11 protein-coding genes are annotated in these 12,146 nt (G+C 67.0%); 8 read left to right on the top strand and 3 right to left on the bottom strand.

The features are described from left to right. The first annotated feature begins 6 nt into the window (after window positions 1-6). The 4 genes from A5771_RS16205 to A5771_RS16220 all read left to right on the top strand — a co-directional run bounded on the left by A5771_RS16205 (window position 7) and on the right by A5771_RS16220 (window position 3,509). Window positions 7-978: a bifunctional MaoC family dehydratase N-terminal/OB-fold nucleic acid binding domain-containing protein gene (locus tag A5771_RS16205; RefSeq protein ID WP_064856177.1), complete on the top strand. Its 972-nt coding sequence runs from the start codon at window positions 7-9 to the stop codon at window positions 976-978. Then, window positions 975-1,376, top strand: coding sequence for a MaoC family dehydratase (locus A5771_RS16210; RefSeq protein ID WP_064856178.1), 402 nt, complete (start codon window positions 975-977; stop codon window positions 1,374-1,376). Before A5771_RS16205 ends, A5771_RS16210 begins: the two co-directional genes overlap by 4 nt. After that, a complete protein-coding gene (locus A5771_RS16215) occupies window positions 1,376-2,533 on the top strand; it encodes a lipid-transfer protein (protein WP_064856179.1) in 1,158 nt (385 codons plus the stop codon). Before A5771_RS16210 ends, A5771_RS16215 begins: the two co-directional genes overlap by 1 nt. Window positions 2,534-2,669: 136 nt before the next feature. Further along, on the top strand, window positions 2,670-3,509 hold the full coding sequence (locus tag A5771_RS16220) for a hypothetical protein (RefSeq protein ID WP_064856180.1): 840 nt from the start codon (window positions 2,670-2,672) through the stop codon (window positions 3,507-3,509). On the opposite strand, the gene A5771_RS16225 is transcribed toward A5771_RS16220, so the two are convergent. From A5771_RS16225 to kstD, 3 genes are all read right to left on the bottom strand, one after another. Continuing rightward, complete coding sequence (locus A5771_RS16225) at window positions 3,469-4,980, bottom strand: PPE domain-containing protein (RefSeq protein ID WP_064856181.1); 1,512 nt, start codon at window positions 4,978-4,980, stop codon at window positions 3,469-3,471. The two genes, A5771_RS16220 and A5771_RS16225, sit on opposite strands and share 41 nt — an antisense overlap. Window positions 4,981-5,130: 150 nt before the next feature. Next, window positions 5,131-5,991: a MaoC/PaaZ C-terminal domain-containing protein gene (locus A5771_RS16230; RefSeq protein ID WP_064856182.1), complete on the bottom strand. Its 861-nt coding sequence runs from the start codon at window positions 5,989-5,991 to the stop codon at window positions 5,131-5,133. 3 nt (window positions 5,992-5,994) lie between these two features. Next, window positions 5,995-7,689: a 3-oxosteroid 1-dehydrogenase gene (gene kstD / locus A5771_RS16235; RefSeq protein WP_064856254.1), complete on the bottom strand. Its 1,695-nt coding sequence runs from the start codon at window positions 7,687-7,689 to the stop codon at window positions 5,995-5,997. A 262-nt stretch (window positions 7,690-7,951) separates the two neighbouring features. Between kstD and A5771_RS16240 the strand changes: the two genes are divergently transcribed. From A5771_RS16240 to dmpG, 4 genes are all read left to right on the top strand, one after another. Beyond that, window positions 7,952-9,208: a cytochrome P450 gene (locus A5771_RS16240; protein WP_064856183.1), complete on the top strand. Its 1,257-nt coding sequence runs from the start codon at window positions 7,952-7,954 to the stop codon at window positions 9,206-9,208. Window positions 9,209-9,367: 159 nt separating this feature from the next. After that, window positions 9,368-10,153 (top strand): 2-keto-4-pentenoate hydratase, encoded by a 786-nt coding sequence (locus A5771_RS16245; protein WP_064856184.1) that lies wholly within the window; start codon window positions 9,368-9,370, stop codon window positions 10,151-10,153. A gap of 10 nt (window positions 10,154-10,163) precedes the next feature. After that, the gene (locus A5771_RS16250; RefSeq protein WP_064856185.1) at window positions 10,164-11,096 is read left to right on the top strand and encodes an acetaldehyde dehydrogenase (acetylating); all 933 of its coding nucleotides are present in this window, start codon (window positions 10,164-10,166) and stop codon (window positions 11,094-11,096) included. After that, window positions 11,093-12,121 (top strand): 4-hydroxy-2-oxovalerate aldolase, encoded by a 1,029-nt coding sequence (dmpG, locus tag A5771_RS16255; protein WP_064856186.1) that lies wholly within the window; start codon window positions 11,093-11,095, stop codon window positions 12,119-12,121. Before A5771_RS16250 ends, dmpG begins: the two co-directional genes overlap by 4 nt. Window positions 12,122-12,146: the final 25 nt, after the last annotated feature.

Consider the following 12,146-nt stretch of genomic DNA (forward strand, 5'->3'; position numbering starts at 1 on the left):
AGACAGATGAGCGACCTTTCCTCCGGCATCGAGCAGATACTGGCGTCGGGCCGCAGCAAGCCGCGGACCGGCCGGGATCCGGTGAACCAGCCGATGATCCGGCACTGGGTCGATGCGATCGGTGATGCCAACCCGATCTACACCGACGAGGCCGCCGCGCGTGCGGCCGGTCACCCGGGTGTCGTCGCTCCGCCGGCGATGATCCAGGTGTGGACGATGATGGGCCTGGGTGGGGAACGCCCCGCAGACGACCCGCTCGGCAAGGTCATGGAATTGTTCGACGGTGCAGGCTACGTCGGGGTGGTGGCCACCAACTGTGAGCAGACCTACCACCGCTACCTGCGGCCCGGCGAAGAGGTCAGTGTCACCGCCGAGGTGACCGATATCGTCGGCCCGAAGTCCACCGGCCTCGGTGAGGGCTACTTCATCACCCAGAAGATTCGTTGGTGGGTGGGGGAAGAAAATGTCGCCGACATGAACTGGCGCATCCTCAAGTTCCTGCCCGCCGAAAGGGAAAGCTCGCGCTCCTCAGCCGCGGTGCCCGAGGATCTCGACCCGGACAAGATGATGCGCCCCTCCTGGTCGAGGGACTCCAAATACTTCTGGGATGGGGTGGCCGCCCACGAGCTGCGTATCCAGCGCCGCCCCGACGGCAGCCTGCAGCATCCGCCGGTGCCCGCGGTCTGGAAGGACAAGTCCGAGACCACCGACTACGTCGTTTCCAGCGGCAAGGGAACGGTGTTCAGCCACGTGGTGCACCATGCCCCCAAGGTCCCCGGCCGCAGCTTGCCGTTCGTGATCGCGCTCGTCGAGCTCGAAGAGGGCGTGCGGATGCTCGGTGAACTGCGCGGCGTCGACGCCGCTGCGGTGAAGATCGGGATGCCGGTCCGCGCAACGTTTCTCGACTTTCCTGCCAGCGACGCCGGCCCGGCGTGGAGCCTGTACGCCTGGGAGCCTGTGGAAGGAGGCGGGGCATGAGTGCTCCGACCGTGGAAGTGGGCACCAAGCTGCCCGAGCTGAAGATCTACGGCGACCCGACGTTCATCGTCTCCACGGCGATCGCCACCCGCGACTACCAGGACGTGCACCACGACCGGGACAAGGCGCAGGCCAAGGGATCCAAGGACATCTTCGTCAACATTCTCACCGACACCGGCCTGGTGCAGCGCTACCTCACCGACTGGGCCGGATCCAATGCGGTGATCCGTTCGATCGGGTTGCGGCTGGGCGTGCCGTGGTACGCCTACGACACCGTCACCTTCAGCGGTGAGGTCACCGCAGTGGAAAACGGCCTCATCACGGTGAAAGTCGTGGGTAACAACAGCCTTGGTGACCATGTCATCGCCACGGCCACACTGAGCATCGGGGAGGCGTGATGTTGTCCGGTAAGGCTGCCATCGCCGGCATCGGGGCGACCGACTTCTCCAAGGAATCCGGGCGCAGCGAACTGCGCCTGGCCGCCGAGGCGGTTCTCGACGCCCTCGACGACGCGGGGCTGACGCCCTCCGACGTCGACGGCCTGGTCACTTTCACGATGGACTCCAACCTGGAGACCGCCGTCGCACGTGCCACCGGGATCGGGGAGTTGAAGTTCTTCTCCCAGATCGGCTACGGCGGTGGCGCCGCCGCGGCGACCGTGCAGCAGGCGGCGATGGCGGTGGCGACCGGGGTCGCCGAAGTCGTGGTGGCCTACCGGGCCTTCAACGAGCGCTCGGAGTTCCGGTTCGGCCAGGTGATGACGGGTTTGACGGTCAACGCCGATTCCCGCGGTGTGGAGTACAGCTGGTCCTACCCGCACGGCCTGAGCACCCCGGCGGCGTCGGTGGCGATGATCGCTCAGCGCTACATGCACGAATACGGCGCCACCAGTGCGGATTTCGGCGTGGTGTCGGTGGCTGATCGCAAGCACGCGGCGACCAACCCCAAGGCGTTCTTCTACGGCAAGCCGATCACCATCGAGGATCACCAGAATTCGCGGTGGATCGCCGAACCGCTGCGGCTGCTGGACTGCTGTCAGGAGAGCGACGGCGGGGTGGCGATCGTCGTGACCACGCCGGAGCGGGCTCGCGACCTCAAGCACCGTCCGGCGATCATCGAGGCGGCCGCTCAAGGCGCCGGGGCCGACCAGTTCACCATGTACTCCTACTACCGGGACGAGCTCGGGCTGCCCGAAATGGGTCTGGTGGGCAAGCAACTGTGGGCGCAATCCGGCCTGACGCCGGCCGACATTCAGACCGCGGTGCTCTATGACCACTTCACCCCCTACACGCTGATCCAGCTGGAGGAGTTGGGGTTCTGCGGTAAGGGCGAGGCCAAGGACTTCATCGCGGGTGGCGCGATCGAGCTGGGCGGCCGGCTGCCGATCAACACCCACGGCGGGCAGCTCGGCGAGGCCTACATTCACGGGATGAACGGCATCGCCGAAGGGGTGCGCCAGCTGCGCGGCACCTCGGTCAACCAGGTCGACGGTGTCGAGCACGTGTTGGTCACCGCCGGTACCGGGGTGCCGACGTCGGGTCTGATCCTGGGCTGACCCCCCCTTTCTCGCCGAACGTGAAGTTGGCTTCACACTCGGGGGTTGAGCGTGAAGCTACCTTCACGTTCGGCAGGGTGTGGATAACTCCTGCAGGTGAAATGACGACCGGCGGCCCGGGTGCGACGCTGCCGTCATGGCAGATCCGTTCCTCGGCAGCGAGTCGATCGGCTCCGGACTGGTGACACCAGGACAACTGGTCACCGGCCACGTCCGGGTGTTTCGTGACGTTTATCTGCACACGGACGTTGAGATCAGCGCGGTAGACCGGGCCAGAGCGGCGTGGCTCTGGTCAAAGCGGCAAGGTGTGGTCGCCGGCTTCTCCGCGTCGGCTCTGCACGGCAGTGAGTGGGTAGACGCCGACAGGCCCGCCGAACTCATCCACGACAACCGGCACCGTCTGCCCGGGCTGGTGATCCGCGGCGACGAGCTGCGGCCCGATGAGATCCAGGTCATCGGTGGAGTTCCGGTCACCACACCGGCGCGCACCGCCGTGGATTTGGCCTGCTGGTATCGGCCCGTCGAAGCGGTCGCGGGATTGGACGCGCTGGCTCGCGCCAGTCGCTTCAAAGATGTTGATGTCCAACGGATTATGGATCGTTGCGATGGACGACGCGGCATCGTGCGTGCACGGGAGTCGCTGGACCTGGTCGACGCCGGCGCAGAGTCGCCGAAGGAAAGCTGGCTGCGGGTCACCCTGATCCGGGCCGGGGTGCCTCGGCCGCAGACCCAGATCGCGGTGTACGACGGCGGTTGGAAGCCGTTCGCATTCCTGGATATGGGATGGCCGGAGCTGAAAGTCGCCGCCGAGTACGACGGGGACTCGCATCGGACGGATCCCATTCGCTGGCGCAAGGACGCCAAGCGCCATGAGCGACTTCAGCGCTGCGGATGGATCGTCGTCCGAGTGCTGGCGGGCGACCGGGAAGACGACGTCATCCGTCGCGTGCGTGCCGCCCGTGCCCGCCGAGCGTGAAGTTAGTTTCACGCTGGGGGGTCGAACGTGAAGCCAACTTCACGCTCGGCCGATCTGCACGGTCGTCGCTGGCCCCGCTCCAGCTCTCGGGTAGCAGCGGGACCGTCGGGCCGCCGCCGAAGCCTTCAGCGGCCAAGGTCGTCAGCCCCACCGCAGCCCTATCCGCCTTGGCCTGCGCCCCGGCGAGACCCAGGGCACCGGCCCCGGTGGTCGAGGCGCTGGTGGCCACCAGGTCGGCGAACTCGTTCGCCTCATCGTGGGCACGCCGGCGCCGGCGAGTCCGGACCCGACCTCGATATTGCGCGGCCGCGGCAGCCGCCGCACTGGCGGCATCCGGATTCGGCGCCTTCTTGACGGCCTGGGCGCGGCCCTTGGCATGGATTCGGTCGGCCGCACCCGGAGGCCCGATCACATAGGGCGGGAAGAATCCCGGGCTTGCGCCGGCCGGGGGAGCCGGAGGCGGTGGCGCGGCGGGCGCCGCGCTGGTCGTCGGCACCGACGCGGACGACGGCACCGTCGCCGTGGTCGAGGCGGGAACCGACGGGGTGCTCGACGAGGCACCTGCAGCCGGCAACGCCGGAGGTGCCTCGGAGATCGGATCCACAGCGACGGGGGCGGCCGGGGCCGGCTGAATTCCGGCTAGCCCGGCCAGGCCGGCCGCCCATCCCAGGTTGGCGAACACCAGGCCCAGCGCCGGCTGCAGCAGCGCGGGAGCGAACTGGCTCAGTGTCGACGCGATTTGGCTGGCATGGAAGGTCAGATCGGCCATTATCAACGGGAGATCGTTGAGCAGCGCCGCCGGATTGGTCAGCAAGTCCGTGATGATGGTGTTGCCGTATTCGTCCAGCTCCCCAAAGAAATCTTGCCACCACTCCGGGTCGGACGGGTCCAGCTCGCCGTCGTGGATGCCGTCGTGGTCGTGGTCATGATCGCCGTGGTCGGACTCGTCATGGAGCACGATCGGTGGTGCCGCAGTGGGCTGTGGAGCCGAGGCCAGCGCCGCCCCGGAGACCGCTTCGTAGGTGGCCATTGTGGTCGCGGCCTGGATCCACATCCGCAGGTAGTCGGCTTCATTGAGTGCGATCGGAATCGTGTTGATGCCAAAGAAATTGGTGGCGGTCAGGACGCCGTGCGTGGTGTGGTTGGCGGCCAGCTCGGGCATCGTGGGCATGGCCGCCAGCGCACTGACGTAGGCGGTGGCCACCGTCTCGTGCTGCGCCGCCAGGGCGGCGCTGTCGGCGCTGGCCTTCGACAGCCACCCCAGGTAAGGAGCATGCGCGGCGACATACTGTTCAGCACTCGGCCCCTGCCACGCCGTCGTCTGAGTGGCCCCCAGCAAGGCGCGCAGCTCGTCTGCGGTCGCGGTGTACTCCAGGCTCAGCGATGACCATGCGCCGGCCGCCGCCAACAGCGGTCCGGGTCCGGGGCCGCTGGTCAGCGCCGCCGAGTGCACCTCCGGTGGCGACGCCATCCATACCGCAGCCGTCAAAGGGTCGTCCTCGCTTGTCTGTTCGCGACGCAACTTTTTCGTGTTGCGTTACGCGGTCCCGACAGACGTTAGCGGAGATGACAATCGTTTTCAATAACGCCCGGCGACGAAGGGCGCCGCCGAACGGCGTCGCTAGGCCGTCACCAGCTCCACGTCGCTCAGCACCGCGGCGTTGTCACGCGAGGGCGCCACCACGTTGCCCAGCAACCGGCCGTCCTCTTTCCACAGGTGAGCCCGCAGCGTCTCGCCGGGAAAGACCACGCCGGCGAACCGCGCGCCGAAGGAACGCACCGCGCCCGCATCGCCGTCCAATGCCGTGTCCACGGCCGCCTTGCAGGTCATGCCATAGGTGCACAGCCCGTGCAGGATCGGCCGCGGGAATCCAGCAGCCGCCGCAAATCCAGGGTCCGAATGCAGCGGATTGCGGTCGCCGCAGAGCCGGTAGAGCAGTGCCTGTTGCGGTGCCACCGCGATGTCGACTTCGAAATCCGGTGCGCGGTCGGGACGTTCGGTAGCCGAGGCCGGGCCGCGCTCACCGCCGAAGCCGCCCTCGCCGCGGGCGAAGATGGACCGCTGCTGCGTCCACAGCGGCGTGCCGTCGGTGCTGGTGACCGTGGTCTCGAGCACGACGACGGCGGCCTTGCCCTTGTCCCAGACGTCAACGATCCGGCTGACGGCCTGCGCGCTGCCGGACGGCGGTAGCGGCGCGGGAACGATCACCTTCTCGGAGGCATGCAGAATCTTGGCCAGGTCGATCTCGACGCCGGGCCAGCTGACCTTGGGCGGGTCGACATCGTTGAACGACGCCGCGACGCAGCCGAACGTCGGCAACACCTGCGGGGTGCCGTCGACGACGTAGCTCAGCTCACGCGGATCCATCGGATCCGATCCGGCGCCCAGCGCCAGGTTGTAGAGCTGCACATTGGTCGCAGTCCAGGAGAACTCGACCCGGCCGAACTCCGCACCCCGTGCGACATCGAGATCGATCGGCATGTCCTAGGCCCTTTCGGCTGGTGAGTCGGCGATGTCCAGAGCGGCCAGGTAACCGAACGTCATCGCGGGTCCGATGGTGCCGCCGGGCCCGGGGTAGGTGTGGCCCATGACCGGGGCGCTCACATTGCCTGCGGCGTAGAGGCCCTCGATGACGCTGTCGTCGTCGCGCAGCGCCCGACCGCGCACGTCGGTGCGGATCCCGCCCTTGGTGCCCAGGTCCCCGGGCACCATTTTGGCCGCGTAGAACGGCCCCTGCGCGATCGGGCCCAGGTTCGGGTTCGGCTTATTGGTCGGGTCGCCGTAGTAGCGGTCGTAGGCGCTCTCACCGCGGTGGAAGTCCTCGTCGACGCCGGTGCGGGCGAACTCGTTGAACCGCTCGACGGTCGCATTGAGCCCCGCTGCCGGCACGCCCATCTTGGTCGCCAGTTCTTCCAGGGTGTCCGCCGAGACGATCACGCCGGACTCCAGCCACTTCTTCGGAATCCGTTGGCCCGGCTGCAGGCCCGCAAAGATGAAGTTGTTGCGGTAGCGCTGGTCGAACACGAGCCAGGCCGGGATGTTCTCGCCGGGGCCGGGACCCTGCCCGTATTCGCCGCCGTACATATGGTGGACGGCCTCCACGTAGGGCATCGACTCGTTCATAAACCGCTTGCCGGCCATGTTCACGATGATCGACCCGGGCGAGTTGCGCTCCGAGAGCGCGAACCACGGTGCTCCGGGCAGCGGCACCGTCGGGCCCCACCAGGAGTCCTCCATGACGTCCAGTGCGGCACCGAGTTTTTCGCCGGCCAGGATGCCCTCGCCGGTGTTGGCCTTCGCGCCGACCGTCCACTCGGTGGTGATTGGAGCGCGCTGGTACTTCACCCGCATCTGCTCGTTGTGCTCGAATCCGCCGCTGGCCAGAATGACCCCGCGCCGCGCCCGGATCAGCCGGGGCTCGACGGCCTCCGAGGCATTGCTGTCGCGGACGTAGACGCCGCGGACCACGCCGTCGGAGACGTAGAGGTCGGTCAGCGCGGTGTTCAGCTCGACCGGCACACCGGCATTGCGCAGCGCGATCCGAAGCGGAGCGATCAGCGCGCGGCCCATCCCGACCAGGTTCTTGCCGGTGGCCTGGGCCCACATGGTGCGGGCGCCGACCTTCAGGCTGCGCAGCACACCGCGCGGGTGGCGCTTGAGCTGGTTGAGTCGGACGTAGTCCTGCTGCATGACGACGACGTTCAGCGGCACCTTGCCGTAGGCCGGTTCCAGGCCGGCCGCGTCCGCGCCGAGCTTCTTGGCGTTGAACGGCTTCGGCTCGATCGAGCGGCCGGTGGGCTTGCCGCCCGGCTGCTCGGGGTAGTAGTCGGCGTAACCGGGGACCCAGCACATCTTCAGCGGCGAGTTCTTCAGCACGAACGACAACATCTCCGGACCGCGCTGCAGGTAGGTGTCGATCTTCTCGGCCGGAACGACGTCGCCAACGATCGTGCGCAGGTAGGTGCGGGCGGCCTCGGGGGTGTCCTTTACGCCCGCGCGTGCGAGTACCTCGTTGTTGGGGATCCACACGCCGCCGCCGGAGCGGGCGGTCGAACCGCCGTAGTGGGCGGCTTTCTCGATGACGATGGTGGACAGTCCCCGGTGGGCGGCGGTGAGGGCGGCGACCATCCCGGCGCCACCGCTTCCGACCACGACGACGTCGTACTCCTGCTCAGCCATGTAGAACACGTTATAGAATTGCCCCACCCGGGCGCCAGTTGGCTGGCGGTATGGTTACCCCGCTCGCCCGGACGACTACTTCCTACCCTGCGGGTAGGGCGCCGGGACCGACCAGGTCAGGCGGAGTTGCGGGCGTGGTAGAACGTGTTTCAATTTTGCGCCGCGCGCGGACGCGTTCTCGCCTTTCTTCTGCAGCGAAGGCATGTTTTACTGGCACGAGCATGCATCGTGCTGCACATGCCCTGAGTTAGGAGTCTTCGCCGTGGCCAGCCCCACTGTCCCTTCCGCCTTCAATGTTCCCGCGGGTTTCGACCCGACCGACCCGGAGATCTACGCCGAGCGGATTCCGGATGAGGAACTGGCGGCGCTGCGCACGAGCGAGCCGATCAAGTGGATCGAGCAGCCGGACGGTGTCGGCGGCTTCAACGACGGCGGCTACTGGGCGATCACCCGCCACGAGGACGTCAAAGAGGTCTCCCGCCTCGACGACGTGTTCTCCAGTGAGATCAACACCGCCATTCCGCGGTTCAACGACGACATCACCCGCGACGCGATCGAGGCGCAGCGGATCATCATGCTCAACCAGGACGCGCCGCGGCACACCCGCCAGCGCCGGATCATCTCGCGCGGCTTCACCCCGCGCCACATCCTGCCCCTGCACGACGAGCTGGAGCAGCGGGCGCAGGGCATCGCCAAGGAGGCGCTGGCCAAGGGATCCGGTGACTTCGTGGTGGAGGTGGCCTCCGAGCTGCCGCTGCAGGCGATCGCCGGCCTGATGGGCGTGCCGCAGGAGGACCGCGGCAAGCTGTTCAACTGGACCAACCAGATGACCTCGTACGACGACCCGGAATACGCTCACTACGACCCGGCGGCATCAGCGCTGGAGATCATCACCTATGGCCTGCAGCTGGCCGAGATGAAGCGGCAGAACCCCGGCAAGGACATCGTCACCACGCTGATCGAGGCCGACATCGACGGCGAGAAGCTCAACGACGACGAGCTGGGTTACTTCATCATCCTGCTGGCGGTGGCGGGCAGCGAGACCACCCGTAATTCCATCACCCAGGGCATGATGGCCTTCACCGAGAACCCCGACCAGTGGGAGCTGTTCAAAAAGGAACGCCCGGAGACCACCGCCGACGAGGTCGTGCGCTGGGCCACCCCGGTGACGTCGTTCCAGCGCACCGCCACCCGGGACCACGAGCTCAACGGCACCTTGATCAAGGAGGGCCAGCGGGTGGTGATGTTCTACCGCGCGGCCAACTTCGACCCCGAGGTGTTCGACAACCCGCAGCAGTTCAACATCCTGCGCGACCCCAACCCGCACGTCGGCTTCGGCGGCACCGGTGCGCACTACTGCATCGGCACCCACCTGGCCCGGATGACGATCGGTCTGATCTTCAACGCCATCGCCGACCACATCCCCGACCTCAAGCCGCTGGAAAGCCCGCAGCGGCTACGCTCGGGCTGGCTCAACGGGATCAAGCACTGGCAGGTCGACTACACCGGCAAGTCCTAGTTCACGCTTCGGCGAAGGGCCGGCGGCGGCCATGCCGCCGGCCCTTCGTCGCCTCCGGCCCGCCCGGGACCGCCCGAGCCGAAAGTTAGAACACGTTATAGAATTCGGTCAGCGGCTCGGTTATGCCCGCATCCCAACACCCGAGGGGACTCTTCGAAGATGCTCAGCGCCCAGATCCGCGCCGAACTCGCCGCCGAGTTGGCGCAAGCGGAGCGCAGCCGGGTCCCGATCTCCCCGCTGACGGCGGCGTATCCCGACATCGATGTGGTCGACGCTTACGAGATCCAGCTGATCAACATTCGCCAGCGGATCGCCGAGGGCGCCCGGGTGGTCGGACACAAGGTCGGCCTGTCCAGCGAGGCGATGCAGCAGATGATGGGCGTCGACGAGCCGGACTACGGGCACCTGCTCAACGAGATGCAGGTGTTCGAGGACGAGCCGATCAAAGCGGCGAACTACCTGTACCCGCGGGTCGAGGTCGAGGTGGCGTTCATCCTCGCCGAGGACCTGCCAGGTGCGGACTGCACCGAGGAGCACGTCCTGGCCGCCACCGAGGCGTTCGCCCCGGCGATCGAGTTGATCGACAGCCGGATCACCGACTGGAAGATCAAGCTCTGCGACACCATCGCCGACAACGCCTCCTCGGCCGGGTTCGTCCTCGGCAAACAGCGGGTCAAGCCGGCCGACATCGATATCAAGCGGATCGATGCCTCGTTGACCAAGAACGGCGAGGTGGTTGCCGAGGGCCGCAGTGACGCGGTGTTGGGCAATCCGGTCACTGCGGTGGCGTGGTTGGCCCGCAAGGTGGAGAGTTTCGGGGTGCGGCTGCAGGCCGGCGACATCGTATTGCCCGGTACCGCCACCCGGGCCATCGACGTGCACGCCGGCGACGACTGCGTCGCCGATTTCTCCGGACTGGGTTCGGTCCGGCTGGTTTTCGAATAGAGGAGCGCTCATGGCCGACAAAGCGTCAGTCGCGATCGTGGGGTCGGGCAATATCAGCACCGACCTGCTGTACAAATTGCTGCGCTCGGAGTGGTTGGAGCCGCGCTGGATGATCGGTATCGATCCGGAGTCGGAGGGTTTGGCCCGCGCGCGCAAGCTCGGTCTGGAGACCTCGGCCGAGGGGGCGGATTGGCTGTTGGCCCAGGATGAGCTGCCGGATTTCGTTTTCGAGGCCACCAGCGCTTATGTGCACAAGGCGTATGCGCCCAAGTACGAGGCGGCTGGTATCCGGGCGATCGACTTGACTCCGGCCGCGGTGGGCCCGGCGGTGATCCCGCCGGCCAATCTGCACGAGCATGTGGATGCCCCGAACGTCAACATGATCACGTGCGGTGGGCAGGCCACCATTCCGATCGTGTACGCGGTGACCCGGGCCGTGGCCGAGCAGGGCGGGGTGGTGCCGTATGCGGAGATCGTGGCCAGTGTGGCCAGTGTGTCGGCGGGGCCGGGCACGCGGGCCAATATCGACGAGTTCACCAAGACCACTTCGCGTGGGGTGGAGACCATCGGTGGCGCGCAGAAGGGCAAGGCGATCATCATTTTGAATCCGGCTGATCCGCCGATGATCATGCGCGACACCATTTTCTGCCAGATTCCCGAGGACGTCGACCGCGATGCGATCACCAAGTCGATCCTCAGCGTGGTCGAGCAGGTGCAGACCTACGTGCCGGGTTACCGGTTGCTCAACGAGCCGCAGTTCGACGAGCCGTCGCTGAATTCGGGTGGGCGTGCGGTGGTGACGACGTTCGTCGAGGTTGAGGGCGCCGGTGATTACCTGCCGCCGTATGCGGGCAACCTGGACATCATGACTGCGGCGGCGACCAAGGTGGGCGAGGAGATCGCCCGCGAGATGGTGGCGGCAAAGGCTGGAGGCGTGAAATGACCGGTATTTGGGACGTTCGGATCACCGACACCAGCCTGCGTGACGGCAGCCATCACAAGCGTCACCAGTTCACGCCTGAGGAGGTCGCGGCGATCGTCGCCGCGATCGATGCCGCCGGGGTGCCGGTGATCGAGGTGACCCACGGCGACGGGCTGGGTGGGTCGAGTTTCAATTATGGGTTTTCCAAGACCCCGGACCAGGAGTTGATCAAGCTCGCGGCGGCTACTGCCAAGGACGCCAAGATCGCGTTTTTGATGCTGCCCGGGGTGGCCACCAAGGAAGACATGAAGACCGCGCAGGGCAACGGCGGTCAGATCTGCCGGATCGCCACGCACTGCACCGAGGCCGACGTGTCGATCCAGCACTTCGGGCTGGCCCGGGAACTGGGCTTGGAGACCGTTGGGTTTTTGATGATGGCCCACACCGTGTCCCCTGAGAAGCTGGCCGCCCAGGCCCGGATCATGGCCGATGCGGGCTGCCAATGCGTGTACGTGGTGGATTCGGCCGGAGCGCTGGTGCTCGAAGGGGTGCGTGATCGGGTGGCCGCGTTGGTCGCCGAGCTGGGCGAGGACGCCCAGGTGGGCTTTCACGGGCATGAGAATCTCGGGTTGGGGGTGGCCAACTCGTTGGAGGCGGTGCGTGCCGGGGCCAAGCAGATCGACGGCTCGGTGCGTCGGTTCGGCGCCGGTGCGGGCAACGCCCCGGTGGAGGCGCTGATCGGGGTGTTCGACAAGGTCGGGATCAAGACCGGCATCGACTTCTTCGACATCGCCGATGCCGCCGAGGACGTGGTGCGCCCGGCTATGCCGGCTGAGTGCGTGCTGGACCGCAACGCGCTGATCATGGGCTACTCCGGGGTGTACTCCAGCTTCCTCAAGCACGCGGTACGCCAGGGTGAGCGCTACGGCGTGCCCGCCCATGAGCTGCTGCACCGGGCCGGCCAGCGCAAGCTGATCGGCGGCCAGGAAGACCAACTCATCGACATCGCCCTGGAAATCCAGCGGGAGCGCGCTGCCGCCGAGTAGCTGTCGGCTCCCTCGGGCACGATGA

This window comes from Mycolicibacter sinensis, assembly GCF_001667375.1.
In the GTDB taxonomy this organism is placed as follows: Bacteria; Actinomycetota; Actinomycetes; order Mycobacteriales; family Mycobacteriaceae; genus Mycobacterium; species Mycobacterium sinense_A.